The following is a 25,774-nucleotide window of genomic DNA, read 5'->3' on the forward strand; positions in this document are numbered from 1 at the left end:
CAGCAGCCCAATCACCGCCCCCCCCACCGCCGGTTGCAGCCACCGGGGCACCCCCCGGATCACCCCCGGTTTGCACCCTTCCACCGCCGCCGTATAGACCACCGCCAGACCGCTGGCCAACACCCCCAACCCCAGATACAAGGGCAATTCCCAGGGGCTGCGCACCTCATAGGGCGGCAAACTAAAAGCCGGTTGCGCCCCCAAGCCCGCCTGCGCTACCCATCCCCCCACCACCGCCGCCAGCAGGACAATCGGCACCGCCGAGCCGGTAAATGTGGTGCCCAGGACCACCTCAAAGGCAAAAAACGCCCCGGCAATGGGGGCATTAAACCCCGCTGCCAACCCCGCCGCCGCCCCCGCCGCCTGCAACACCAAACTGCGCTCCTGGGACACCCGCAACCGCTGGGCCAAGGTGCGCCCCCAATGCACCCCCACATCCACGCTCGGCCCTTCCGGCCCCAGGGAAGCCCCCATCCCCAGCGACAGGGCCGCCAACCCCAACCGCCCCAGGGCATAGCGGGTGCTCAACACCGGCCACCGTTGCACCAACCACCCCAAGCCCCCCACCAGCAGGCCGCCCAGCCAGGGCACCAACGCCAAACTCCAGGCGCCCCAGCCCCCCAGCCAGCCCATGAGGGTTTCAAACGCCCCCCGATGCACCCAGTCAATCAGCCAGCGAAACGCCACCACACAGAGTCCCGTGCCCCCCCCCAGCACCGTCGCCAAAGTCAGCACCAAAACCTCGGGGGACAAGGACACCCGTTCCCACCACTTTTGCCCCCGTAATGGGCTACCCGACATCTTCTACAGCAATCCCAGCTATTCCTAGTCTAGGCGGTTTCCCACCTGGTCACACGCTCTCCCTAACGCAACCGATTGGGCCGCAGGATACGAAACAACAGCCAAAACCCCAGGGTCATCGCCCCCACCAACAGCACCCCCGCCCCCAAAAACACCTGGATATTCGCCTGGCCCCGGTCGAAAATAATGGCCGCCCCGATGATAAACGCCCCCACCACCACACTGTAGGCCAGCCGCGACGAAGCCGTATCCAACGCCCGCTGGAGCAATTCCACATCCGGGATATGCACCTGCCAGCGCAAATTTTCCGAATTTACCCGCTGGAGCAACAATTCCACCTGCCGGGGCGAATCCAAAGACAGGGAACGCAAATCCAACGCCGTCTGCCACAGGACCGGCATCCCATCCGTGCCCAACAACTGCTGTTGTAACAACCGCCCCATCAGCGGGCGTATTTCCCCCACCACATCAAACTGGGGGTCCAACTCCCGCCCCATGCTTTCCAAATAACCCAACGTCCGCGCCAGAATCCCCAAAGTTCCCGGCAGCCGCACCCGATGCTGCCGCGCCGTCTCCAAAATATCCCGGAGTAACTGCCCAAACTGCACCTGCCCCAAACTGCGCGGGTAATACCGGCGCAACAACCGCCCAAAATCCTGCTCCAACCGACTCAAGTCATTGGGCCGGGGGGACTCGGACAACTCCAAGGTCAACTGCACACAGCGGCGGGGTTCCAGCATCACCAACGCCAACAGCAACTCCGTCATCAACCCCTGGGTGCGGGGGTCCAAACTGGCCACATTGCCAAAATCCAACAGCGCCACCTGCCCACCCTGGAGATAGAAAAAATTGCCTGGGTGCGGGTCCGCATGGAATAGCCCATCCAGGCAAATCTGTTGAAAAAACGCCCGCAGCACCATCCGGGCAATGGCAGGTCCTTCGGTTTGCGCCGTTGTGCGATACCCGGCCAACAAGGGCAACCCCTCTAGCCACTCCAGCACCAGCAACCGCGGTGTACTCCATTCCCCATACACCTTGGGCACCCGCAACGCCCGCACCTCCGGCCAAGGCGACCGCTGCAAATTTGTCCCAATCGTGCGGGTAAACTGGGCCTCCTGGGTAAAATCCAACTCCTGCACCAGCATGGCGCTGAATTCCTCCACCAGGGCCACCAGATTCAAGCTTTGCCCCCAATCGGTCTGTTCCGCCAACGCCGCCAACGACCGCAGGAGCGTCACATCCTGGTCAATCACCGCGGCAATCCCCGGCCGTTGCACCTTCAGGGCCACCGGCGTCCCATCGGTCAGCGTAGCCCGGTAGGTCTGGCCAATCGACCCGGCCGCCACCGGTTGGGGATTGACATGGGCAAACACCGTCCCATAGGGTTGGGGCAATTCCCGGCGAATCATCACCTCCATTTCCTGCCAATCCACCGGCGGCACCTTACTTTGCAGGTCACGCAACGCTTGGGTGTAACGGGCAGGCAGAATATCCGCGCGGGTACTCAGCAATTGCCCCAATTTCACATACACTGGCCCCAATTCCACCAAAATCTGGCGCAACACGGTTGGCGGTGGCAGTTCCGGCTCCCCTACTTTTTTCCCCAGCAACAACTGCCGCATGAATTTCCAGCCATTGCGCAGGAGTACTTCGGCAATTTCTGCTTGGCGTTCGGTTGTCCGGGCAAAACCAGAGAGCATAAGGGTTTTCGTAACGGCCAATTTCCAGGCACATGACCCGGTTTTCAGTGTAACAGGTTCGCCGCCGGGCCCAGGGCGCTCTTGGAAGGCAACCGGGAGGCAGGGTAAACTATGGGCACGCATCCATTCCTGCCCAATGGCTTGGCCCCACCTTATCACCCCGGCAGCTTTAGCCGAACGTCTGGATGACCCGCAGATACTGCTCCTGGATTGCCGGTTTGACCTGACGCAACCGGACTGGGGCTGGCAGCAATACCAAACCGGACATATTCCCGGCGCCTATTACCTGGACCTGAACCGGGATTTATCCGGCCCGGTCACCCCCCAAAGTGGACGGCATCCCTTGCCCGATGTGGCCACTTTGGCTGCCAAGCTGAATCAAATGGGGTTGACCGCCACCACCCAGGTCATTGCCTACGACCAGGGGCGGTTGCCCTATGCGGCGCGGCTCTGGTGGCTGTTGCGCTATCTGGGGCACACGCAGATTACGCTGTTGGCAGGCGGCTGGGAAGCCTACGTGCAAGGCGGTTATCCCGTAAGCCAGGTCATACCCCCACCCCGCAGCGGTCATTTCATCCCCCACATCCAGAATCAGTACCTGGCCAGTCGCGAAATGGTGATGGCCGCCCAGGACGACCCGGCGATTCTGCTGGTCGATGCCCGCGAACCCCGCCGTTATCGGGGCGAATGGGAGCCGCTCGACCCGGTGGCCGGTCATATCCCTGGGGCGGTGAATCTCCCCTGGACGGAACTGGTGCCCCCCCAACCCTACCGGGAACGCTGGCAAGCTGTAAACACCCCGGCGCGGGAGGTCATTTGCTACTGCGGCTCAGGGGTCACCGCCTGCGTGAATTTACTTACCCTGGAATGGGCCGGTTATCCCCCTGGACGGCTCTACGTGGGAGGCTGGAGCGAATGGTGCCGTTATCTCACTCCTTGAAACGATTGCCCACAGGGCGTGCCGCGAATTGCCCTTTGCGGCTGTTTGTTATCCAAAAACTTGGGTAAACCTAGACTCACCAACCCACCAGGCCGAAATACCACTCCAGGAGGTCGGCGCCAAACAGCAGAGAAACGGCGCCCCCCAACGCCAAAAACGGGCCAAAGGGCAGGGGTTGTCCTGCCTGCAACCGTCCCGTGAGTCGTCCGCCCAGGCCGGCAACTGCTCCCGTCAGCACGGCAATAAACAAGGCCACCAGCAACAACGGCCAATGCAACCAGGCTCCCAACAGCGCCGCCAATTTCGGGTCGCCGCCCCCCAAGGCCGTTTGCCCCAGGATCACCGAGGCCAGCCAACCCACGATATCCAACAGCCACAACCCCACCACCATGCCCGTCACACCGCCTACCAACCCTGCCCATCCCTGCGTCGCTTGCCAAAGCAACCCCAGCACCAAACCGGATTTGAGCAGACTCTCCGGCAGGGTCAAGGTGTCCGCATCAATCAGCGCCAGCGCCAACAACCACGCCCCCAACAGGCATGCCCCCACCAGGGCTAGACTGGCGCCATAACGCCACCAAGCCAGGGCAAACCAGGCCGCCGTTGCCGCCTCCACCAAGGGATAGCGGGCGCTAATGTGCACCCCACAATAACGACACCGCCCCCGCAACCACAGCCAGCCGAAAATTGGCACATTCTCCCAGGGGCGTAACCGGGTGCCGCAGCGAGGGCAATGGGAAGGGGGATACCACAGGGACAGTTGGCGGGGCAGACGATACACCACCACATTCAAAAAACTGCCCACACAGGCGCCCAGCACCACCACCAACGGCCCCAGCGTCAAAGTTCCTCTTCCTCCTCCGGCTGTTCCTCCCGGCGACTGCCCAGCAACTCCAACTGCTCGACCCGAATGAACATCTTTTGCCGTTCTTCACCCGTATTGCGGTCAATCCAGCGGTCAAATTTAATCGCACCTTTGACCCCAACTAAACTCCCTTTGCGGACATAATTGCCCGCGACTTCTGCCGTTTTTCCCCATAGCTCCAAATCAAACCAATCCGGTTCATCGGTGCGCTTGGAGCGGCGATTCACCGCCAAGGTGAAATTGCATTTCACACTTCCCGATTCAAAATATTTAATCTCCGGGTCACGCCCTGCCCGCCCCACTAACGAAACCACATTGATGCTCATATCCCCTCCTTGGTGCTGTGATGTCAACTTAAGTTTTAACACGACCCACCCCGGCCCTGCGCTTGTCTCCGCACGGTGGTTGCATCACCAACCTCGGCTATGGTCTCACATTCATCCTGAAGCTATCTCGCTCAATTGAGTCGTCGTCACGAGAAATGTCCCAAGGACACAACATCCATCGCGGCTGGTTCTGGAGATTCTCATACAGCAGCACCTGCCATCTACCAAGAATTGCAAATTCAGGAATTTCACCATGGTTCATAGATATAGCCGTTTCGCAAGAAAATACAACACTTTCAGGCATGGCTATAGCTAAGCGATGCTGCCAACAGAAGTTCACCCTCGCTACGAACGGCAATACTGTGCGGACATGATTGTCCCCTGTCGCCGCTGTAGTGCCGTTCCCATCCAGTTCAGCGACAGCAGGGCAAATGCAATCATTCACGCTCGTTCATGATAAATCCTTAACTTACCTGAGGGCGTACCTCCCTAGGATAAGCAAGGAATCTTAACCTGACATACTCCCCTGCCTCTAGGCGTTAGCCGTGCCGGAGGCATGTGGCAGGGCTTGAGACCCGGTTTTTGGGTAACGATTGCCCATGCGTCCCCCTCATCCTAAGACTTGATCAGGTCGAAGATCTTAAACATCGGCAGATACATCGCCACCAGGATCGAACCCACCAGACCCCCCAACACCGCAATCATCATCGGTTCCATGATACTGGTGAGGGATTTGACCGCCGCTTCCACCTCCGATTCGTAGAAATCGGCCACCTTGGTAATCATGGAGTCTAATTCCCCGGTTTCTTCCCCAACGCTGATCATCTGAATCGCCATGTTGGGAAACACATTCGCCTTTTGCAACGCCAGGGAAATCAACCCCCCCGATTGAATGTCCTCCCGCGCCGCCTCAATCGCATTGGCAATAATCTGATTCCCTGCCGTATCCCGCACAATCTCCAGCGACGTCAACACCGGCACCCCCGAACGGGACAGCGACCCAAACGTGCGGCTAAACCGCGCCACCGCATTTTTGCGGATCAGGTCGCCAAAAATCGGCAGATTCAAGGCAATCCGGTCAATCACCTCCCGCCCAGCGCGGGTGCTGTAGGCCCAGCTATACCCCACAATCGCCCCCATCACCACCGCCGCAATCAACGCCAGGTTGACCGGGTTGCGCATCCATTTACTCAAATCCACCATGAACTGGGTAAAGGCCGGCAATTGCCCCCCCAAACTCTCAAAAATCCCCCCAAAGATGGGAATCAAAAACAGCACCATCCCCAAAAACACCCCCACCGCCAGCAGGGTCACCGCAATCGGGTAGGTCATCGCCGACTTGATCTGCTGCTCCAATTTGGCCGCATCCTCTAACAATTTCGCCAACCGGTTCAGCACCTCATCCAGCACCCCCCCCACTTCCCCGGCCTGGATCATCGCCACGTAGAGATTGTCAAAAATTTCCGGGTGTTGGCGCATCGCATCCGACAGACTGCTCCCCTGCTGCACATCCGCCGCCACCGCCGCCAACGCCTTTTTCATCTTCGGGTTGGTCTGCTGCTCCACCAAAATCCCAAGCCCCCGCACCAAGGGCACCCCCGCATTCACCAGCGAGGCAAATTGACGGGAGAAAACCGCCTTGTCCTTGACCGTAACACTGCTCAAAAAGGAAATATCAATTTCCGTCTCCATCGGATTAAAGGGCTTGGCCTCTTTAATCTCCAGGACAAACAGCCCCTCCTCCCGCAGCAACGTCCGGGCATCCTTGATCGTTTCTGCCTTGACCCGGCGTTCCCGGGAACGGCCTTGGGCATCACGGGTGCGAGCAACGTAGGTCGGCATAGGTATTTACCTCCACAATCACAGGTTAAGGTCAACCAGCAACGAGCGAACCTACGGGGCGGACTTGGCCGCAGCCCCCGCTGGCGCCGCGCCCCCGCCAATCAAACGTTGCAACTCCTCCGGTTTGGACGTCTTGGCCATCACATCCTCATAAGTGCATTCCCCCTTCTTGTACAAGTCGGCCAACACCTTCTCCAACGTCTGCATCCCGTACTTACCCCCCGTCTGGATCGCCGAATAAATCTGGGGCGTTTTCCCCTCCCGGATCAAATTGGCAATCGCCGGCGTCACCACCATAATCTCCTGCGCCATCACCCGGCCAAACTGCCCCGGCTTGGGATTTTTCCGCCGCACCAACGTCTGGCTAAACACCGCCACCAACGACGTGGACAACTGCACCCGAATCTGCTGCTGCTGCTCCGGCGGGAACACATCCACGATCCGGTCCACCGTCTGCGCCGCCGAACTGGTATGCAACGTGCCAAACACCAAGTGCCCCGTTTCCGCCGCCGTCACCGCCAACTGAATCGTCTCCAAATCCCGCATCTCCCCCACCAGGATCACATCCGGGTCCTCCCGCAGCGCCGCCCGCAACGCATTGGCAAAACTGCGGGTATCCTCGTTCAACTGCCGCTGGTGGATGATACTCTTTTGCGACTCATAGACAAACTCAATCGGGTCCTCCACCGTGATAATGTGCTCTGCCCGCGTGCGGTTGATATTGTCAATCATCGCCGCCAAAGTCGTGGATTTCCCCGAACCCGTTGGCCCGGTCACCAACACCAACCCCCGCGGTTTTTCCGACACCTCCCGCACTATCGGCGGCAGGTTCAACGACTCAAAACTGGGAATCTTCGAAGGCAACGCCCGCAAACAGGCCGCCACCGTCCCCCGGTCCTTATAGACATTCACCCGGAACCGCGCCAGCCCCTTGATCCCATAGGAACAGTCCAACTCCCAGTTCTGCTCAAAAATTTTCCGCTGGTTGTTGTTCAAAATACTAAAAATCAACCGCTGGCACTGCTCTGCCGTCAGCGGCGGATGGTCCGTAGGCGTGAGCTTGCCGCTAATGCGAATATAAGGAGGCAACCCCGCCGATATGTGCAAGTCCGACCCACCCCGCTGGATGACCTCCTCCATCAAATCTTCCATCATCAATTCCATCGCCGTTCCTCCTTACAGCCCGCACCAAACACCAACTACTCCGTAAACCTAGGAGTCAGACAGTAGGGACATTCCATCCACTCCGGCTTGAGGCTGGCATGGCAATTCCGACAGACCAGCCCCTGCTTGCGCTTCGCCTTCAATTCTGCCTCCAACCCCGTATCCGTAAACGTCACCCGCTCCACCTCCTCAAGGGTGGTCAACCCCTGGCGCACCAGCTCCAAACTGTAGGCCAGCAGGGTCTTCATCCCCTCCTCCACCGCCGCTTCCTTGATCACCTCCGTCGGCGCATTTTGGGTAATCAGGGACTGAATCCGCTCCGTCACCCGCATCACCTCATACACCCCACAGCGGCCCTTGTAGCCCGCCCCGTTGCACTTGCTGCACACCGGACGCCCCTCCGCCTTGGCCTGGCGCACCTGCTCCGGCGAAAGGGTATTCGCCCGATAGAAGGTCAACCCCTGCCCCGAACCCTTTAGCCCAAACCGCGCCAGTTCCTCCGCCGTCGGCGTGTAGGGAATCCGGCATTCGGTACACACCCGCCGCATCAACCGCTGCGCCAGCACCCCAATCAGCGACGCCGACACCATATGCGGTTCCACCTCCATCTCGGCCAACCGCGCCACCGCACTCGGCGCATCGTTGGTATGCAGCGTCGTCAACACCAGGTGTCCGGTCAAGGCCGCCTCAATCGCCGTTTTGGCCGTCTCCTTGTCCCGCGTTTCCCCCACCAGAATCACATCCGGGTCCTGCCGCAAAAACGCCCGCAAAATCGTGGCAAAATCCATCCCCTTCTCCCGGATCACCTGCACCTGGGTCAGCCCCGGCAGCGTGTACTCAATCGGGTCCTCCGCCGTGCTGATATTCACCCCCGGGTCGTTGCGCTCGGCAAGACAGGAATACAACGTCGTGGTTTTCCCCGAACCCGTCGGCCCCGTCACCAAGATCAACCCATAGGGCCGCTTCACCATCTCCCGCACAATCGCCAGCGTCTCCGGGTCCGTAATCAACTTATCCAAGCCCAACTGGGTCGAGGAATTGTCCAAAATCCGCATACAGATTTTTTCCCCGTACCGCATGGGCAGGGTGTTGACCCGAAAATCAATTTTGCGCCCCTGAAATACCTTGCGAATCCGCCCGTCCTGGGGCAACCGCCGCTCGGCAATATCCAAATTCGCCATGATCTTAAACCGGGAGGTCACCGCCGGGATCACCTGTTTGGGCAAATTTTCCCACCCCTGGCGCAACACCCCATCCTTGCGAAAGCGAATCCGCAGGTAGTCCTCCTGGGGTTCGATGTGAATATCCGAGACCCCCTCGGTCAAAGCCTTGGCCAGAATATTGTTGGCCAGCGCCACAATCGGTGCCTCGTCTGCCCCCGCGAGCGCCTCGGCCAAATCCACCTCTTCCTCTTCCTTGGCTTCCTGCAACTCCTCGTATTGGGACAGGTCAATGTCCGTGACGATTTCCACACTCTGGGTGGCGCTGGCCGCCTTGGCCTGCACCTCGTTGACATACTGGTTGAGCAACCGCAGGAAATCCTCCTGGGCAATCACCCGGCGGCGCAACCGCAACCCCTTCGCCCGCGTGATGCGATTGAGTTCATCGAGGGCTTGCAGATTGTCCGGGTTGACCATCGCCACAATCAAACTGGGGTTTTCCCCCTCCGTGCGCGCCACCGGCATCAAACTGTACCGCCGACAGGTTTCCAGAGGAATCAAATTCCCCACCAACTCGCGCACATTGTCCATGGAAATAGGGGTCAATTCCGGGTCGAGGGATTCCACCCCGTAGAGCACCTTCAGTTCAAACAACTGCTGCCGCTTGTACTGACGCACCAGTTCCACCGGTAACGCCTTGCCCGTCAACTGTTGCAGGACTTCCGGCAGGGGACGCCCCTCTTCGCGGCTCTTTTGCAGCGCCTTGGTAATCTGTTCCCGGTTGGCAATCCCTTTCTTAATAATTTCTTTGCCAATCGGACTTAACCCGGTCTGCTGGGTGACTAACGCCCGGTTGCGCTGGATGGGAGTGGAGGTCTCAGTCATAAAAAGCAACGTTCTGTGGGGATACAAATGGGACTTGGTGATAATCCTAGCTTACACGCTTTGCCCCGATTCCCCAAGACTTTTACACACTTTGCTGATTTTTGGGGTTATGTATGTTGCAGTTTTGTCTCTGGGTAAAATAAATTCTATGACCTGTAGGGGATACCAAGCTGGCTGGCGTGGGAGTCGCCAGGGGGGGTGGGGAGAATGTTAATTTAGAAAAAGTGATTCCATGATTCCCAGTTCTGTTGCTGGTGTGTGGTCTATGGTCAATGCAGGTTCCCAGCCCGAGGATGTGCTTCCCGACCCGTCTGCCGCTGCAAGCTCTGCCCCGGAGGCGCCTGCATCGCCAGGTGAGGCAGCAGAACCGGCAGCTCCGCCAGAGGTTCCCGTTGCGTCTGAGACTGAGGTGGCGGAAAAGCCCCTACCGGCCACCTTTGGCGAATTCACCCTCGAGGAAGGGGAAGAAGCCAGTGCTGCCACCTTGGCGGAGGAATTGCGTCAGGAACGGGAGCGCTACGCTGCTTTGCAGGCCGAATACGCCGCTTTGGAACAAAAACTTGCCCAAATGGTCCAGCAAAGCGAGGAACAGCGGGGGCAACTGGTGCGGTTGGCCGCCGATTTTGAGAACTACCGTCGCCGGGTGCAGCGGGAGCAGGAGGAAGCCGGCCTCAAGGCCAAAGCCAAGGTCCTCGAAGAATTGCTGGCGGTGGTGGACAGTTTTGAGCGGGCGCGCACCCACATCCGCCCGGAGACCGAAGAAGGGATGACCATTCACAAGAATTACCAAGGGGTCTATAAGCAGATGGTGGAGGGGCTCAAGCGCTTGGGGGTCTCACCCATCCCCGGCAAGGGGCAGCCCTTTGACCCCAACCGCCACGAAGCGATCCTGCAAGAAGCCAGCAGTGAGTACGCCGAAGGGATTGTGATTGAGGAATTGCGGCGGGGCTATTTCCTGAAGGTGGGCGAAGAAGAGCGCGTTCTGCGCCATGCCCTGGTCAAGGTATCCACCGGCATGCCCGCAGCACCGACCACGGAAGCCACCGACTAGCGCAACCCCCTGACCTTGGGGTACAGTACAGGAAGGTGCGACTCCCCGGCTTCAAAATTATTTACCCTGTAGGTGATCGTTATCACTGATGGTTTGGGAATTATATATCCAGCGTTGCTCCAGACATTCCTTCTCGGACGGGCTAGGTGGGGACTATGGCGAAGATCGTGGGTATTGATTTGGGGACGACGAACAGTTGCGTGGCGGTGCTTGAGGGGGGGCAGGCCACGGTGATTCCCAATTCCGAGGGGGGGCGCACGACCCCTAGTGTGGTGGGGTTTGGCAAGTCTGGGGAGCGGTTGGTGGGGCAACCGGCCAAGCGGCGGGCGGTGACGGATGCGGAAAATACGATTTTTAGTATTAAGCGGTTTATTGGGCGGCGTTGGGCCGAGACGGAGGAAGAGCGCAAGCGGGTGCCCTACAAATGTGTGCCGGGGAAAGACAACACGGTGAATGTGGAAGTCCGCAATCAGGTGTACACGCCGCAGGAAATTTCCGCCATTATTTTGCAGAAGTTGAAGCAGGATGCGGAGCATTTTTTGGGGGAGCCGGTGACCCAGGCGGTCATCACGGTGCCGGCGTATTTTAGCGATGCCCAGCGGCAGGCCACCAAGGATGCGGGGACGATTGCCGGGTTGGAGGTGTTGCGGATTATCAACGAACCGACGGCGGCGGCGTTGGCCTTTGGGGTGGACAAGCAGGACCAGGAGCAGACGGTTTTGGTGTTTGACCTGGGGGGTGGGACGTTTGACGTCTCGATTTTGCGGATAGGGGATGGCATTTTTGAGGTGATTGCCACCGCGGGCAACAACCACCTGGGCGGGGATGACTTTGATGCCTGTTTGGTGGATTGGTTGTTGCGGGAGTTCCAGGAGCAGGAAGGGATTGACCTGCGCGAGGACAAGATGGCTTTGCAGCGGGTGCGGGAGGCGGCCGAAAAGGCCAAAATTGAGCTATCGAGCGCCAAGGTCACGAACATTAATCTGCCGTTTATTGCCTCGGATGCGACGGGTGCCAAGCATATTGATGTGGAATTGACGCGGGCGAAATTTGAGGAGTTGACCCGGCATTTGGTGCAGGCGACGTTGGACCCGGTGGGGCAGGCGCTGCGGGATGCGGGGCTGAAGCCGCGGGATGTTGACCGGATTTTGTTGGTGGGGGGTTCGACGCGGATTCCGGCGGTGCAGCGGGCCATCCAGGAGTATTTTGACGGCAAGGCGCCGGAAAAGTCGGTGAATCCCGATGAGGCGGTGGCGATCGGGGCGGCGGTGCAGGCGGGGATTCTGGGCAAGAATGAGGTGGTCAAGGACCTGTTGCTGTTGGATGTGACGCCCTTGTCGTTGGGGATTGAGACCTTGGGCGGGGTGTTTACCCGGATTATCGAGCGCAATACCACCATTCCCACCAGCCGCTCCCAGGTGTTTTCCACGGCGACGGACAACCAGACGGTGGTGGAGGTGCATATTTTGCAAGGGGAACGCCCGATGGCGGCGGACAACAAGAGTTTGGGGCGGTTGGAGCTTACGGGTATTCCGCCAGCGCCGCGGGGGGTGCCCCAGATTGAGGTGACGTTTGAAATTGACGCCAACGGCATTTTGCAGGTGACGGCGATGGACAAGGGCACCGGGCGCAGTCAGTCGGTGCGGTTGACCAACACCGGGGGTTTGAGCGCGGAAGAAATTAAACGCATGACGTTGGAGGCGACGTTCAATGCGGAGTTGGACCAGAGACGGCGGGAATTGGCGGAGTTGAAAAATCAGGCGGATGCCCTGTTGGCGACGTACGAAACCACGCTGCGGGAGCATGGGATGTACATTAATGAGGCGGTGAAGTCGGAAGCGGCGGCGCGGGTGGGGCGGATTCGCCGGTTGATGGCAGACTCTCAGGTGTCTTTAGACGATTTCCGCCGGGAGTTGCACCAGTTGAACCAAAGCCTGAGCCAGATGGGGGCGGAAGTGTACCGGCGGAGTACGAATCCGGGGGCGGTGACGGCGGGAACGGCCGGGAGCGATTTTGAGCGGTTGGAGTAGGGTTGGTCTGGGGAGGGGGGCGTTGGGGTCAGGACAAGGTGTCAACGCGCATTTTGGTCACCAATCCCCAGGTGGAACATAGCCCCATGCCCATTCGCTATCAGGTTTCTGCCCCGCATCCGGCGACCCATTATTTGCTGGTGCAGATGCACATTTCGGGGTGGGCAGGGCCGGTACTGGACCTGAAATTGCCGGTGTGGACGCCCGGTTCCTATCTGGTGCGGGAATACGCCCGTCATCTGGAACAATTGCAGGTGCAGGGGGGGTTGGCGTGGCAAAAAGTCAGTAAAAATCACTGGCAAATTTGCACAGCGGGCGTATCGGAAATTCAGGTGCAGTATTACCTGTATGCCAATGAATTATCTGTGCGCACCAACTACGTCGATGAACAGTACGTTTATATTCATGGGGCGGCGACGTTTTTATACATTCCTCAATGGCGACACCAGGCCAGTGAAATTGTGGTGGTTCCCCCGCAGGAACATTGGCCGGTTGTGACCGCGTTGGACCCCTTGGACCCACACCGCTTTCTGGCCACGGATTACGACACCCTCGTCGATAGCCCTATCGTCACGGGGCATGTGCTTATTGAGGATTTTGTGGTCGCGGATGTTCCCCATCGTTTGGCGGTAGCGGGTCCCTTAACCTGTGAGGTGGACCGGTTGCGTCGGGATATTACCCAAATCATCACCACGGAGGCGGCGCTGTTTGGGGGTTTGCCCTATCAACGGTATGTTTTTTTCTTGCATTTAACTACCCAGGGCTACGGTGGGTTGGAGCATAAAAATTGCTGCGCCTTAATTTATAGTTCGTCGGGGCTGCGTGACCGGCACAAATATCAAAAATTTCTGAATTTGGTGGCCCATGAGTTGTTCCATGCGTGGAATGTAAAACGGTTGCAACCCCGGGAATTTATCCCCTACGACTACGACCGGGAGCAGTACACCACGTCCCTGTGGTTTTGTGAAGGAACCACCAGTTATTACGATTTGGTGATGCCCTGGCGGGCGGGGCTTTACGATGCCCACACTTTTTTGGAATTGTTGGCGGCAGAAATTACCCGTTACTACCAAACGCCGGGGCGGGAGGTGCAAAGTTTGAGCGAGGCAAGTTGGGATGCTTGGATTAAATACTACCGCCGGGATGGCAATAGCCCCAATAGTCAAATTTCTTATTACGTGAAAGGGGCGTTGGTGACCTTGTTGCTGGATTTGAAGATTCGCCACAAATATGCCAATCAGCGTTCTTTTGATGATGTGATGCAGGCCCTGTGGCGGGAGTTTGGCTGTTCGGGCATGGGGTTTACCCCTGAGCAGTTGCAGGCTACGGTGGCGGCGGTGTTGGCAGAGGAGGTGACCGATTTTTGGCGGGATTACATCACGGGGTTAACGCCTTTGCCCTTGGCGGCAGCCCTGGCGGATTTTGGCTTGGAGTTGCGACCGCTTCTGGAACCAACGCCGTTTTTGGGGATTACGTTGGAACCGGGGTGCTGTGTGGTGAAACAGGTGGTGCGCCATTCCCCAGCCTGGTGGGCCGGGATTGACCCAGGGGATGAATTGGTGATGGTGGCCGGACAACGGGTGCGGCGGGAGCGCTGGCCGGAGCAGTTGCGGGAGTTCACGCCAGGGCAACGGGTGACCGTGGCGGTGTTTCGGCGGGAGGAATGGCGGCAGGTGGAGGTGACGTTGGCGGAACCGGTGCCAGAACGGTATCAGCTTGTCCCGATGGCCCAGCCGACGCCCAGCCAGCAGGCCCTGGGAATGGGTTGGTTAGGAAGCGAGATATTTCGTCAGGAATAATGTGCACGGCAGCGTCCAGACGCCTGCCCAGGGCCGCCAAACGTAAAGAGAGAATTCAGTACAATAAGAAAGAGTTAGGGGCAGGGCGGCGGTTGCCGGGAGGGGGTCATGTGGCAGGACGCACGGGCGATTCGTTTCTATCAGCGCTTGACGGATGCCCTGGTGGAATTGCGCCAGCGGGGGTATTCCCTGGATGAACTGCGGTTGTACCTCGATGGCTATTTGGCGGCCCTGCGGCACGGGAGCGTGTTGGAACCCTATTTGGTGCATCGCTTGGAGGAAGAGGCGTTGCGGTTTATGTACGACCCGGCGAACCTAACGGGGGTGCCTTAGGGGTGGACTGGGAACAGGTGGCGGCGGAATTGGCCCGTTGTCTGGAACCCCGACGGGTGGTGCGGCGGCGGGAAGAGTTGCTGGTGTATGAGTGCGATGGGTTGACCAGCTATCGCCAACGCCCGCCGCTGGTGGTGTTGCCCAAAACGACGGCGGAGGTGCAGGCGGCCATCCAAATTTGCCGCAAATACGGGATTCCCTTTGTGCCGCGGGGGGCCGGTACGGGGCTGTCGGGGGGGGCGCTGCCGGAAGAACAGGCGGTGCTAATTGTGACGGCGATGATGCGGCAGATTCTGGCGGTGGATGTGCCCAACCGCCGGGTGGTGGTGCAGCCGGGGGTGATCAACAGTTGGGTGACGCAGGCGGTCAGCGGCCAGGGGTTTTACTATGCGCCTGACCCGTCGAGCCAGAGCGTGTGTTCGGTGGGGGGCAATGTGGCGGAAAATTCCGGCGGGGTGCATTGCCTCAAGTACGGGGTGACGACCAACCATGTGCTGGGGTTGACCCTGGTGACGGGGCTGGGCGAGGTGGTGGAATTGGGGGGGATGGTGCCGGAACAGCCCGGCTATGACCTGACAGGGGTGGTGGTGGGTTCCGAGGGGACGCTGGGGATTGTCACGGAGGTGACGCTCAACATTCTCAAGGCCCCGGAGACGGTGCAGGTGTTGTGTGCGGATTTTCCGACGGTGGCGCAGGCGGGGGCGGCGGTGTCGGCCATCATTGCCGCAGGGATTATTCCCGCAGGGATGGAAATTATGGACCAACTGAGCATTAATGCGGTGGAGGATGTGGTGGCCACCGGGTGTTACCCCAGGGACGCGGGTGCGGTCTTGCTGGTGGAACTCGACGGGTTGGCGGGGGAGGTGGCCGAGGCGATGGCGCAGGTGCGGGCCTGGTGTCAGGCCAACGGGGCGCGGGGCATCCAGGTGGCAACCGACCCCCAGGAACGGGACAAACTCTGGCGGGGGCGCAAGGCGGCGTTTGCGGCGATGGGGCGCATCAGTCCCAATTACTACGTGCAGGATGGGGTGGTGCCCCGCAGTCAGTTGCCCTGGATTTTGCAGGAGATTGAGCGGCTAAGCCGGGCGTGGGGCTATCGGATTGCCAATGTGTTTCACGCCGGGGATGGGAATTTGCACCCGTTGATTTTGTTTGACCAGTCGGTGCCGGGGGCGCTCGAGGCGGTAGAACGGCTGGGGGGGGAAATTCTCCAACGGTGCATCCAAGCGGGGGGCAGTATTTCCGGGGAGCATGGCGTGGGGGTAGAAAAGCGGTGTTACATGAGCGATTTATTTTCCCCGGCGGATTTGGAGACGATGCAGCAGCTCCGGCGGGCGTTTGACCCGGACCACCTGGCCAATCCCGGTAAAATTTTTCCCACGCCCCGCACTTGTGGGGAACGGGTGCAGGCGGCGCAGCGCTTTCCCGGTGTAGCGGTGTATTGAGGGGGAGATGGCAGTGAGGGGGTTTGGCATCGCTTGGCCAGGGGATTGGGCCTTGGCGTTGCCCAGTGTGCTGGTCACGCTGAGGGAGGGGGTGGAAGCGGCGTTGGTGGTGGGGATCGTGGTGACCGTTTTGGCCCAAACCCGGCGTCGGGATTTGTACCCCTGGGTGGGCGCGGGCGTGGTTGGCGGCGTCGGTTGCAGTCTGGCGGGGGGATGGCTGTTGGTGGTGGGGTTGCAGCATCTGACCCAGATGCGTCCGCGGGTGCAGTACGGGGTGGAGGCGGGTTTGGAACTGTTGGCTGCCGGGTTGTTGACCTGGATGTTGCTGTGGATGACCCGGCAGGGACGGGAAATGGCGGGGGTCATCCGGCAAGAGGTGGCGGCGCAACGCCAGGGCTGGGGGGTGGGGCTGATTGTCCTGGCGGCGGTGTTGCGCGAGGGGATGGAGACGGTGATATTTATCGGCGCCCAGTTTCAGCAAGGGTGGCTACCGCTTACAGGGGCCATGGCAGGGGTCGTCGGTGCGGTGCTGGTGGGTTACCTGCTCTTTGGGCTGGGGATGCGCTTGCCGTTGCGCCAATTCTTTCTGGTCATGGGCAGCGGCCTGTTGCTGATTGTGGGCGGCCTGTTGGTCAGCGCGCTCTGGCATCTGAGTAAGGCGGTGGCAACGGCGGGGGCAGGGCTGGGGGTGCTGGTTTGGGATACGTCTGCTTGGCTGCCGGATGGACAAGGGCCGGGATTGCTGCTCAAGGTGCTGCTCGGTTATCGGGACCACCTGTACCTGCTGCAGGCGCTGGCGTATGGGGGGTTTTTGGGTATTGTGGGCACCTTGTACTATCGGTCGCTCCGGTCGGTTTCCGCTTCTGCCAAAGATTCTGCGGTCCAGGGCAGTTGAATGTGCAGCCAAGCGCCGCCGGTGGTGGGATGGTTGCGCGCCTGCACATCTCCCCCGTGGGCCACGACAATTTGGCGGACAATGGCCAATCCCAGTCCCGTGCCGCTTTCAGAGCAGGGGGAATGCTGTTGCCCTTGGTAAAAGCGCTCGAACAGGTGGGGCAAGTCGGCGGCGGGAAAGCCCGGCCCCTGGTCAATCACGTCAATATGCACCTGGTGTTGGGATGGCTGGGGGGTCAACGTGACCTGGATCGCGCCCTCTGGGGGGCTGTATTTGATGCTGTTATCCAGCACATTGCACAACATCCGATACAGGCGCAATTCATCCCCTTGCACCCAAAGGTGGGGCGGCCCTGTGTAATCCAGGCGGAGCTTTTTCCGTTGCGCCAGGGGTTCTAGGGTTTGCCAGGCGCTGTGGACCAACGCGGCGATGTCCACAGGGGTCGGGTTGCGCACCGAACGACGCCCTTGCGCCACTTCCAGCCAATTGTGGACCAGTTGAATCAAACGTTCCAGTTCCCCTTGCAAGCGGGTGACCCAGGTTTGCAAAGGGGGTTCGAGGCGTTGATGCAAGGCTTCGGCGACCAGTTGCATGGCCGTCAGGGGGGTTTTCAGTTCGTGGGTTAAATCGGTGACCCACCGTTCCCGCGCCTGGGTCAGTTCCCACAGCGTTTGGCGGTTTTCCAAAAACACCACCACCTGCCCTTGGGACAGGCGTTGGGCTATAGCGCGCAGGGCAAGCGGGGCGGGCGCCGCTTCCGCAGGAGGCGGGTAAAAAACCCATTCTTCCGTACAGGGGGTGCTCTGGCTGCGGGTGCGCTGGATCAGTTGGTCGAGTTCATACGAGCGCACCAATTCCAAAAGCAGGCGGGGTTGGTCCGGTGACCAGCGGTGCAAACACAGCAGTTCTCGCGCTGCCGGGTTGCACAAGAGCAGTTGGTTTTCCTCATCCACCACCAGACAGCCATAGGGAAGACACTCGATCATCTCCGCCCAGGGCAAATCCGGCGGACGTACCTGGGGCTGCCACCTACGCCGCAACACCTTGCCCCATGCCTGTAGCCATTGCATCACCCAAAGCGGTAGCCAAAGCCCCGCACCGTCAGGATGTATTCTGGGTGGCTGGGGTCCCGCTCCAGTTTTTGGCGCAACCAGCGAATGTGCACGTCCACGGTTTTGCTATCCCCCACAAAATCCGGCCCCCACACCCGGTCCAACAAACTCTCCCGCGACCACACCCGGCGGGGATAACTCATAAACAGCTCCAGCAGGCGAAACTCCTTGGGGGACAAATTCACCGGTTCTCCCCGCACCGTCACCCGGCACTGCTGGGGATAAAGATAAATCTCCTTGTAGTGCAATACCGTCGGCTGGGGCAGATAATTTTGTTTTTGCCGCCGCAACAGGGCGCGACAGCGGGCGATCAACTCCCGCGTGCTAAACGGTTTGACCAAATAATCGTCCGCTCCCACCTCCAGCCCCAACACCCGGTCGGTTTCGCTGCCGCGGGCGCTGAGGATCAAAATCGGGGTAGCGTTGCCCTGCCGCCGCAACAAACGACACAAATCCAGGCCGTTGACCTGGGGTAACATCAAATCCAACACCACCAGATCAAACGGCGGCGCCGGTTGGGTCGGTTCCGTTTGCAACAACAACTCCAAGGCCGCCCGCCCATCGGCCACCGCCGTCACACAATAACCTTCCTCTGTCAGGGAAAGGTGCAACATTTCCCGAATCAAGTCCTCATCTTCCACCACCAGAATCCGGTTCGCCTCAGCCAAGGCCACCGGCGCATCCGTCAGCTCCACAGCCTGCATGGGCAATCGCGGGGAAAACCCTGCCCTTTCATCTTACCGCCAAATCAATCCTGCCGTTCTGGCCACAGGGGCAACAGCACCGCCCCCGCCAAAAACCCCGCCACGTGGGCCAGATAGGCAATCCCCGGCACCCCCGGTTCGGTCGCCGCCGCCCGCAGGGTCTCAAAAACAATCCACAACCCCAAATACACCACCGCCGGAATCCGCATCACCGTGATAAACACCACCAGGACCACCAGGGTATGAATCCGGGCGTGGGGAAACCGCACGATATAGCCCCCCATCACCCCGGCAATCGCCCCACTGGCACCAATCAGCGGGATACCTGAACCCGCCGTCACCCCCGCTTGCACCAACGCCGCCACCACGCCGCAGAGCAAATAAAACCCCAAAAACCGCCAGCACCCCAGGACATCTTCCACATTGTTGCCAAACAGCCACAAAAACCACATATTGCCCACCAGATGCCCCCAGCCGCCGTGCAGAAACTGCGAACTTACCAGGGTAAACCACTCCCGGTCAAAATGGGCAAACAACTCCCGCGGGATCACCGCCCAGGTCTGCACAAACGGTTTCAGTTCGGCCGCTTCCAAACCCACCTGGTAGGCAAAAACCACCACACACACCGCGATCAACCCGTAGGTCATCACCGGGGTATGCCCCGTTGGGTTATCGTCGTAAAGGGGAAACATCAGGAGTCACCGTGTCGGTCACCATTCGCCCAGGGGAAGTGTTTGCCCACGCCCAGGACTTTGACCAGGGCATCCGCCGGTTGCTTCCCTATTATGACCAGCTTTTGACCGCCTTGAGTTACTGCGTGCCCCCGGATGCCAGCCGCATCTTGGACCTGGGCTGCGGCACGGGCAATCTCAGCGCCCGGATTCGGCAACGGCTGCCCCAGGTGCATATTATTGCCATGGACTATTCCCCGGCGATGCTCCAGCAGGCGCAGGCAAAATTACCCCCAACCCAGACCACCTTCATCACCGCCGATTTCGGGGCCTGGGCGCTCAACCCCCAGGATTTCCCCCCGATTGCCCCAGTGGATGCCTGTGTGTCTTCCCTGGCCATCCACCACCTGAGCGATGCTCTAAAAGGGCAATTGTTCCGCCAGATTTTGGCCCACCTGCGCCCGGGCGGTTGCTTTTGGAATGCCGACCCGGTGCTGGCGCCCCATCCTCACAGCGCCGCCTTGTACCAACGGGTGCGCCAGGAATGCACCTCCTGCGAACCCCTCCCGGAACGGGGCGTGGTGCAACCCTGCGGCACCTCCAGCCAAGACCAAGTGGCGACCCTGGCCACCCAGTTGGCATTGCTCCAGGCGGCGGGATTCGTGGGGGTGGATGTGGTCTGGCAATGGTTTGGTGTGGCGATTTTTGGGGGTTATGCGCCCGTTTGACCTTGGTGATTTTGCCCATTTGGACTGGGAGCGGGCCGCCCGCACGGGTGTACCTGAAGTCGTGTGGGGGTCGGGGAAAACGCCAGAACAAATTGCTGCCATCTTACAGCAAATATACGAACGCCATGGCCTGGCGCTGGCAACGCGCATTGCGCCGGCAGTGGCCCAGGTGGTTCAAAGTCAGTTGGACAGTCGGGCGTTGGCCTATGACCCTGTGGGGGAAACCCTGTTGTTGGGTACCCCAACGGTGCGCCAGCCGGGGTTGGTGGGGGTGATTACCGCCGGAACCGCAGACCAAAAGGTGGCGCAGGAAGCCCTGGTGACCCTGCAGTATCTGGGGTTTCAGAGCCGGTCTTTTCGGGATGTGGGGGTGGCGGGAATTCAGCGGTTGCTCCGGCGATGGCCGGAGATACAGCCCTGCGATGTGCTGATCGTGGTGGCGGGGATGGAAGGAGCCTTGCCCTCGGTGGTGGCGGGGTTAAGTTCGGTGCCGGTTATTGGCGTGCCCACCAGTATTGGCTACGGGGCGCAGTGGCAGGGCTTGGCCCCCTTGCTGACCATGCTCAATAGCTGCGCGCCGGGGCTGGCGGTGGTCAACATTGACAATGGCTTTGGGGCGGCAGTCCTGGCAGGGCAAATCCTGCGGTTGGCGGCACGCTGGGCAGGGGGATGTTAAGATAAAACCGCCTGGGTTTGGTTGGGGGACAGCCATGGCACCGACGCTCTGGCAGCGGTATCAGGACTGGTTGTATTACCACAGCGGCCTGGAATTCTACTTGGATATCAGCCGGGTCGATAGCCTAACGGACGAATTGTACCGGGAACTCCAGCCGCGGTTTGTCCGGGCGTTTCAGGATATGGCGGCTTTAGAAAGCGGCAGCATGGCCAACCCCGACGAGCAGCGCATGGTGGGGCATTACTGGTTGCGGGACCCGGATTTGGCGCCTACCCCGGAAATCCAGCGGGATATTCGCGAGTCGGTCGAGCGGGTCGAACAGTTTGCCCAGCAGGTGCATCAAGGGGAAATCCGCACCGCCCAGGGGGAACGGTTTACCGATGTGGTGGCCATCGGCATTGGCGGTTCTGCCCTGGGTCCCCAGTTTGTGGCGCAGGCGGTGGCCCCCGTGCATCCGCCTTTAGCCATTCATTTCATTGACAATACGGACCCGGCAGGCATTGACCGCCTGGTGCAGACCTTGGGAGACCGGTTGCGCACCAGTTTGATTCTGGTCACCTCCAAATCCGGCAGCACCCCCGAACCCCGCAACGGGATGCGGGAACTGCAGCGGGTGTTTCGTCAGCGGGACTGGTTGTTTGCCCCCCAGGCGGTGGCGGTGACCATGCCCGGCAGCGAGTTGGACCAAACGGCGCAACAGGAGCGGTGGCTGGCCCGTTTCCCCATGTTTGACTGGGTGGGGGGGCGCACCTCGGAATTGGGGACGGTGGGGCTGGTACCGGCGGCCTTGCAGGGGATTCCCATCCGGGAGATGTTGCGGGGGGCACGGGAGATGGACCAGGCCACCCGCATCGCCGAAGTGCGGCAAAATCCGGCAGCGCTTTTGGCCTTGGCCTGGTATGCGGCAGGCCAGGGGCACGGGCGCAAAGACATGGTCATCCTGCCCTACAAAGACAGCCTGAGTCTGCTGAGCCGCTATTTGCAACAGTTGGTCATGGAATCCCTGGGCAAGGAAAAGGATTTGGATGGCCGGGTTGTCCACCAAGGCATCACGGTCTATGGCAACAAAGGTTCCACCGACCAACACGCCTACGTGCAGCAATTGCGCGAGGGATTAAATAACTTTTTTGTCACGTTTATCGAGGTGCTCAAGGACCGAGACGGCGAGGATTGGGAAATCGAACCGGGGATTACCACCGGCGATTATCTCTTTGGCTTTTTGCAGGGCACCCGGCAGGCCCTGTATGAAAACGGTCGCGAATCCATCACCATTACCCTGCGGGACGTCACCCCCAAAACCGTGGCCGCCTTGATTGCCCTGTACGAACGGGCGGTGGGTTTGTATGCTTCGCTTATCAACGTCAATGCCTACCATCAGCCGGGGGTAGAAGCGGGCAAAAAAGCCGCCAGTGCCATTTTGCAACTGCAACGCCGCTTGCTGAAAACCCTGCGGGAGCATCCCCACGGACTCACCCTCGAAGAATTAGCGCAAGCGGTTCAAGCACCGGCGGAAATCGAAACGATCTACAAAATCCTGCGCCATCTGGAAGCCAACCAACGGGGGGTGGAATTCATCGGGGATCGGGACAAACTGACTGCCTTGCTCATCCGTCCGCAGGGATAAGCGCGTCGTGACAGAGCACAGGCGTCGGCAATGGCAGCACGTGCCATGATCCCGCTAAGACCACAGGGCTTCCCAGTCGGGGCAGGTCTCTGACCCCACGCCGTAGGGGTGCATGGCACAGACAAAAATTTGGCCGTTGTACACCTGACCGTGGTAGTGTTTGCAGCCGACACAGGCGGGCTGGTCCATCACCAGCGGGTCGAGGGTCTGGGCCAGGGGTTGCAGCAAAGCAATGAGCGCACCTTCCACCCAGGCTGCTGTTTCCGCCAGGGGAGCTTCCCATTCCCAGAGGGTTTGGTCGAGTTGGGCGTCCCAGGCTGCCAACTGTTCTGACCAGTCCTGACAGGCGGCTTCCCACTCGCGGAGCGTTGCGACCACCACATCATGGAGCTGTTGCCACCACTCATTCATAGCCACTCCTTGCCGCCGGCACTCATGTTACTGCGGTTCATCGCCAATCCCTTGCCCGACCAGCAGGGTGCGGGTTTGGCCGCCCCGACTGAGCACCACCTCCTGCGCCCGCACCGCCTGGAGATACCAGCCACTTTGCCCCACCTGACTCCCCACGGCCACCTGCTGGGTGGTCTCCCCGACCTGAAACAGGGCAACCGAACCCGCGCCCATCTCCAAAAGGCCAATCAGGGTCGCCACGGGCGTCGTAGGAGTCACCTTTGACGTTGCTGGCGAGGGCACGGGCAGGGGAACAGGTGCTTGCCGCACCGGCGCTGGCGGCACAGGCATCACCGTCACCGGCGGGGGTGGGGGTAGGGCAGCTACTGCAGGCGCCGGGGTTTTCGCCGCCGTCACCGCAGGGGTAGGTGCAACCGGAATCCGGGTCAATGCCCGCTCCAGATAGGTAATAAATTCCTGATGCGCCGGTGGCGGGGGGGTAGGGGTGCGCGCCGCTTGCCATTGCTGTCGCCCATACCACGTCGCCAACATCACCACCAGCCCCAACCCCAGCCAGACCCACCAGGGCGTGGACCGTTGCGCCGGCACATCCACAAAAGCCGCCGTTAAAATCTGCTCCGGGTCGGCAGGCGGCAACGGGTTGCAGGCCACAACCACCATCGTGCTGGTCAGCGGCTGGCGCAAAGCCAAGGGCTGACCCGCCGGGGGCAAACACCGCGGGGGCAGCGGCTCCGCCAGACGGTCAAACATCTCATCCACGACGGCTTCCGCCTCGGCCACCCACTCAGCATCAGGCAGAGAATCGTTCATGCCGACATCCGGTGATGTAATTGCAGATAGATGATCAAAGCGTGAATGTCCGCGGGATTGACACCACCAATACGGGCAGCTTGACCAAGGGTGAGGGGGCGAACGTGGGCCAATTTCTCCCGCGCTTCCATAGATAGCGTAGTAATGCGATGGTAGTCAATATCCGGCGGTAAACGCCGCTGGCTATATTTTTGCGCCTGCTCGATCTGCTGACTCTGCCGCTGCAAATAACCCGCATACTTCAAACGAATCTCGACACTTTCCCACACCGAACGTTCGAGCCCAGGCGCCCCTAACCCCCAATCCTGCAAATGCTCGTAGTGTATCCCCGGACGGGTGAGCAATTCCGCCAGGGTTACCGCCGTGCGCACCGGTTCCCCCATCGCCTGCAATTGCGCCACCAGCGGGTCATGGGGTTTGATACGAATCTGGCGCAACCGCTCCTGTTCCGCCGCAATCTGCCGCTGTTTTTCCTGATAAAGCGCCCAGCGCCGGTCGTCAATCAGACCAATTTCCCGGCCCAAGGGCGTTAAGCGCTCATCCGCATTATCCGAACGCAAATGCAAACGGTATTCCGAGCGGGACGTGAGCATCCGGTACGGCTCCCGCAAATCCCGCGTACACAGGTCATCAATCAGCGTGCCAATGTAACTTTGCTCGCGGGGAAAGACAATCAATTCCTTTTGCGCCACAAACCGCGCCGCATTGATCCCTGCCACAATGCCCTGGGCCGCCGCCTCTTCGTACCCCGTCGTGCCATTAATTTGCCCCGCACAAAATAACCCCTGAATTTTTTTGGTCATCAGGGTTGGATGACATTGGGTCGCAGGCAAGTAATCGTACTCCACCGCATAGGCCGGTCGCAGCATGACACAGCGCTCCAACCCCGGCAACGTGCGCAACAAAGCCAGTTGCAGCGCTTCCGGCAAACCCGTCGAGAACCCCTGCACGTACAGTTCCGGGACATCCCGCCCCTCCGGTTCCAGAAAAATTTGGTGGGATTCCTTATCCGCAAACCGCACAATCTTATCCTCAATACTGGGGCAATAGCGGGGGCCTTTGGCATCCACCCAGCCCCCATACACCGGCGAAAGATGCAAATTCTCCCGAATCAAACGATGGGTTTCGCTGGTGGTGCGGGTAAGATAACAGGGCCATTGTTCCCGCTCCTGCCACACTTCCGGGTCAAAGCTAAACCACCGCACCACCTCATCCCCCGGTTGCGGCTCCAAATGGGTGGTATCTACTGTGCGTTTGTCCACTCGCGCCGGCGTGCCCGTCTTCAAGCGCCCCACCTCAAACCCCAATCGCTTTAGGTTGGCCGTCAACCCTTCAGCCGCAAATTCCCCCGCCCGGCCCGCAGGCATGGATTGATTTCCCACCCAAATCCGCCCGCCCAAAAACGTCCCGGTCGTGAGAATCACCGCCTGCGCGCCGAAATTCACCCCGAAATAGGTACGCACCCCGATTACTTCGTCATTCCGCCCCAGAAGCAAATCCGTCACCATGCCCTCGCGCAGCCACAAATTGGGCTGGTTTTCCACTACGTGGCGCATCAAGCGGCTGTATTCCCGTTTATCCGTCTGCGCCCGCAACGCCCACACCGCCGGCCCCCGCGAATGGTTGAGCAACCGTTTTTGCAAATAGGTGCGGTCGGTCAGCTTGCCAATTTCGCCCCCTAAGGCATCCACCTCATGCACCAACTGGGACTTGGCCGGTCCTCCCACCGCCGGGTTACAGGGTTGCCAGGCAATCCGGTCTAAATTCAAAGTCAACAGCAGGGTGCGACAGCCCAAACGTGC

22 protein-coding genes and 1 pseudogene are annotated in these 25,774 nt (G+C 60.0%); 10 read left to right on the top strand and 13 right to left on the bottom strand.

Annotated features, from left to right (window positions below):
- Positions 1–801: chloride channel protein (locus ACWISF_RS07955; protein WP_448381052.1), on the bottom strand; the 801-nt coding region annotated here is incomplete at its 3' end.
- Between the two features lie 62 nt (positions 802–863).
- Positions 864–2,501, bottom strand: a complete 1,638-nt coding sequence (locus ACWISF_RS07960; protein ID WP_448381053.1) for an ABC1 kinase family protein — start codon at positions 2,499–2,501, stop codon at positions 864–866.
- A 136-nt stretch (positions 2,502–2,637) separates the two neighbouring features.
- On the opposite strand from ACWISF_RS07960, the gene ACWISF_RS07965 reads away from it, so the two are divergent.
- Positions 2,638–3,441: a sulfurtransferase gene (locus ACWISF_RS07965; RefSeq protein WP_448381054.1), complete on the top strand. Its 804-nt coding sequence runs from the start codon at positions 2,638–2,640 to the stop codon at positions 3,439–3,441.
- A 76-nt stretch (positions 3,442–3,517) separates the two neighbouring features.
- Here the strand turns inward: ACWISF_RS07965 and ACWISF_RS07970 are convergent, their stop codons facing one another.
- From ACWISF_RS07970 to ACWISF_RS07990, 5 genes are all read right to left on the bottom strand, one after another.
- Complete coding sequence (locus tag ACWISF_RS07970) at positions 3,518–4,285, bottom strand: prepilin peptidase (protein WP_448381055.1); 768 nt, start codon at positions 4,283–4,285, stop codon at positions 3,518–3,520.
- Complete coding sequence (locus ACWISF_RS07975) at positions 4,282–4,632, bottom strand: single-stranded DNA-binding protein (RefSeq protein WP_448381056.1); 351 nt, start codon at positions 4,630–4,632, stop codon at positions 4,282–4,284. The genes ACWISF_RS07970 and ACWISF_RS07975 overlap by 4 nt, the downstream gene beginning before the upstream one ends.
- Before the next feature lie 615 nt (positions 4,633–5,247).
- The gene (locus ACWISF_RS07980; RefSeq protein ID WP_448381057.1) at positions 5,248–6,474 is read right to left on the bottom strand and encodes a type II secretion system F family protein; all 1,227 of its coding nucleotides are present in this window, start codon (positions 6,472–6,474) and stop codon (positions 5,248–5,250) included.
- A gap of 51 nt (positions 6,475–6,525) precedes the next feature.
- Positions 6,526–7,638 (bottom strand): type IV pilus twitching motility protein PilT, encoded by a 1,113-nt coding sequence (locus tag ACWISF_RS07985; RefSeq protein WP_448381058.1) that lies wholly within the window; start codon positions 7,636–7,638, stop codon positions 6,526–6,528.
- Between the two features lie 35 nt (positions 7,639–7,673).
- Positions 7,674–9,683: a GspE/PulE family protein gene (locus tag ACWISF_RS07990; RefSeq protein ID WP_448381059.1), complete on the bottom strand. Its 2,010-nt coding sequence runs from the start codon at positions 9,681–9,683 to the stop codon at positions 7,674–7,676.
- Between the two features lie 265 nt (positions 9,684–9,948).
- On the opposite strand from ACWISF_RS07990, the gene grpE reads away from it, so the two are divergent.
- From grpE to ACWISF_RS08020, 6 genes and pseudogenes are all read left to right on the top strand, one after another.
- Positions 9,949–10,734 (top strand): nucleotide exchange factor GrpE, encoded by a 786-nt coding sequence (gene grpE / locus ACWISF_RS07995; protein WP_448381060.1) that lies wholly within the window; start codon positions 9,949–9,951, stop codon positions 10,732–10,734.
- 155 nt (positions 10,735–10,889) lie between these two features.
- A pseudogene (dnaK, locus tag ACWISF_RS08000) lies at positions 10,890–12,752 on the top strand (molecular chaperone DnaK); the annotation flags it as partial.
- Positions 12,753–12,802: 50 nt separating this feature from the next.
- Positions 12,803–14,563, top strand: coding sequence for a M61 family metallopeptidase (locus ACWISF_RS08005; protein ID WP_448381061.1), 1,761 nt, complete (start codon positions 12,803–12,805; stop codon positions 14,561–14,563).
- A gap of 108 nt (positions 14,564–14,671) precedes the next feature.
- A complete protein-coding gene (locus tag ACWISF_RS08010) occupies positions 14,672–14,896 on the top strand; it encodes a DUF6761 family protein (protein WP_448381062.1) in 225 nt (74 codons plus the stop codon).
- Positions 14,897–14,898: 2 nt separating this feature from the next.
- Entirely contained in the window at positions 14,899–16,341 is a 1,443-nt protein-coding gene (locus ACWISF_RS08015) for an FAD-linked oxidase C-terminal domain-containing protein (RefSeq protein ID WP_448381063.1), read from the top strand.
- Between the two features lie 7 nt (positions 16,342–16,348).
- On the top strand, positions 16,349–17,236 hold the full coding sequence (locus ACWISF_RS08020; protein ID WP_448381064.1) for an FTR1 family iron permease: 888 nt from the start codon (positions 16,349–16,351) through the stop codon (positions 17,234–17,236).
- Here ACWISF_RS08020 and ACWISF_RS08025 read toward each other — a convergent pair.
- Genes ACWISF_RS08025 through ACWISF_RS08035 form a run of 3 tightly spaced genes read right to left on the bottom strand, consistent with a single transcriptional unit; the run spans position 17,176 to position 19,744 of the window.
- Positions 17,176–18,306, bottom strand: a complete 1,131-nt coding sequence (locus tag ACWISF_RS08025; RefSeq protein ID WP_448381065.1) for an ATP-binding protein — start codon at positions 18,304–18,306, stop codon at positions 17,176–17,178. The two genes, ACWISF_RS08020 and ACWISF_RS08025, sit on opposite strands and share 61 nt — an antisense overlap.
- Positions 18,306–19,052, bottom strand: a complete 747-nt coding sequence (locus ACWISF_RS08030) for a response regulator transcription factor (RefSeq protein ID WP_448381066.1) — start codon at positions 19,050–19,052, stop codon at positions 18,306–18,308. Before ACWISF_RS08030 ends, ACWISF_RS08025 begins: the two co-directional genes overlap by 1 nt.
- Positions 19,053–19,096: 44 nt before the next feature.
- Positions 19,097–19,744, bottom strand: a complete 648-nt coding sequence (locus tag ACWISF_RS08035) for a rhomboid family intramembrane serine protease (protein WP_448381067.1) — start codon at positions 19,742–19,744, stop codon at positions 19,097–19,099.
- An 11-nt stretch (positions 19,745–19,755) separates the two neighbouring features.
- Between ACWISF_RS08035 and ACWISF_RS08040 the strand changes: the two genes are divergently transcribed.
- Genes ACWISF_RS08040 through ACWISF_RS08050 form a run of 3 tightly spaced genes read left to right on the top strand, consistent with a single transcriptional unit; the run spans position 19,756 to position 22,751 of the window.
- Entirely contained in the window at positions 19,756–20,451 is a 696-nt protein-coding gene (locus tag ACWISF_RS08040; RefSeq protein ID WP_448381068.1) for a class I SAM-dependent methyltransferase, read from the top strand.
- Positions 20,396–21,127 (top strand): nickel pincer cofactor biosynthesis protein LarB, encoded by a 732-nt coding sequence (larB, locus tag ACWISF_RS08045; RefSeq protein WP_448381069.1) that lies wholly within the window; start codon positions 20,396–20,398, stop codon positions 21,125–21,127. Before ACWISF_RS08040 ends, larB begins: the two co-directional genes overlap by 56 nt.
- 34 nt (positions 21,128–21,161) lie before the next feature.
- A complete protein-coding gene (locus tag ACWISF_RS08050) occupies positions 21,162–22,751 on the top strand; it encodes a glucose-6-phosphate isomerase (protein ID WP_448381070.1) in 1,590 nt (529 codons plus the stop codon).
- Positions 22,752–22,805: 54 nt separating this feature from the next.
- On the opposite strand, the gene ACWISF_RS08055 is transcribed toward ACWISF_RS08050, so the two are convergent.
- From ACWISF_RS08055 to mnmG, 3 genes are all read right to left on the bottom strand, one after another.
- Complete coding sequence (locus ACWISF_RS08055) at positions 22,806–23,162, bottom strand: hypothetical protein (RefSeq protein WP_448381071.1); 357 nt, start codon at positions 23,160–23,162, stop codon at positions 22,806–22,808.
- Positions 23,163–23,189: 27 nt separating this feature from the next.
- The gene (locus ACWISF_RS08060) at positions 23,190–23,972 is read right to left on the bottom strand and encodes a hypothetical protein (protein WP_448381072.1); all 783 of its coding nucleotides are present in this window, start codon (positions 23,970–23,972) and stop codon (positions 23,190–23,192) included.
- A partial coding sequence (mnmG, locus tag ACWISF_RS08065) for a tRNA uridine-5-carboxymethylaminomethyl(34) synthesis enzyme MnmG (RefSeq protein ID WP_448381073.1) occupies positions 23,969–25,774 on the bottom strand: 1,806 nt, incomplete at its 5' end. The genes ACWISF_RS08060 and mnmG, both read right to left, overlap by 4 nt.

The sequence above is a fragment of the Gloeomargarita sp. genome (genome assembly GCF_053491055.1).

What these genes read in the sequence shown, in the direction of transcription:
- ACWISF_RS07960 (WP_448381053.1), bottom strand. Translation starts at nt 2,501, where the DNA reads ATGCTCTCTGGTTTTGCCCGGACAACCGAACGCCAAGCAGAAATTGCC.
- ACWISF_RS07965 (WP_448381054.1), top strand. Translation starts at nt 2,638, where the DNA reads ATGGCTTGGCCCCACCTTATCACCCCGGCAGCTTTAGCCGAACGTCTG.
- ACWISF_RS07975 (WP_448381056.1), bottom strand. Translation starts at nt 4,632, where the DNA reads ATGAGCATCAATGTGGTTTCGTTAGTGGGGCGGGCAGGGCGTGACCCG.
- ACWISF_RS07980 (WP_448381057.1), bottom strand. Translation starts at nt 6,474, where the DNA reads ATGCCGACCTACGTTGCTCGCACCCGTGATGCCCAAGGCCGTTCCCGG.
- ACWISF_RS07985 (WP_448381058.1), bottom strand. Translation starts at nt 7,638, where the DNA reads ATGGAATTGATGATGGAAGATTTGATGGAGGAGGTCATCCAGCGGGGT.
- ACWISF_RS07990 (WP_448381059.1), bottom strand. Translation starts at nt 9,683, where the DNA reads ATGACTGAGACCTCCACTCCCATCCAGCGCAACCGGGCGTTAGTCACC.
- grpE (WP_448381060.1), top strand. Translation starts at nt 9,949, where the DNA reads ATGGTCAATGCAGGTTCCCAGCCCGAGGATGTGCTTCCCGACCCGTCT.
- ACWISF_RS08010 (WP_448381062.1), top strand. Translation starts at nt 14,672, where the DNA reads ATGTGGCAGGACGCACGGGCGATTCGTTTCTATCAGCGCTTGACGGAT.
- ACWISF_RS08020 (WP_448381064.1), top strand. Translation starts at nt 16,349, where the DNA reads ATGGCAGTGAGGGGGTTTGGCATCGCTTGGCCAGGGGATTGGGCCTTG.
- ACWISF_RS08025 (WP_448381065.1), bottom strand. Translation starts at nt 18,306, where the DNA reads ATGCAATGGCTACAGGCATGGGGCAAGGTGTTGCGGCGTAGGTGGCAG.
- ACWISF_RS08030 (WP_448381066.1), bottom strand. Translation starts at nt 19,052, where the DNA reads ATGCAGGCTGTGGAGCTGACGGATGCGCCGGTGGCCTTGGCTGAGGCG.
- ACWISF_RS08035 (WP_448381067.1), bottom strand. Translation starts at nt 19,744, where the DNA reads ATGTTTCCCCTTTACGACGATAACCCAACGGGGCATACCCCGGTGATG.
- larB (WP_448381069.1), top strand. Translation starts at nt 20,396, where the DNA reads ATGTGGTCTGGCAATGGTTTGGTGTGGCGATTTTTGGGGGTTATGCGC.
- ACWISF_RS08050 (WP_448381070.1), top strand. Translation starts at nt 21,162, where the DNA reads ATGGCACCGACGCTCTGGCAGCGGTATCAGGACTGGTTGTATTACCAC.
- ACWISF_RS08055 (WP_448381071.1), bottom strand. Translation starts at nt 23,162, where the DNA reads ATGAATGAGTGGTGGCAACAGCTCCATGATGTGGTGGTCGCAACGCTC.
- ACWISF_RS08060 (WP_448381072.1), bottom strand. Translation starts at nt 23,972, where the DNA reads ATGAACGATTCTCTGCCTGATGCTGAGTGGGTGGCCGAGGCGGAAGCC.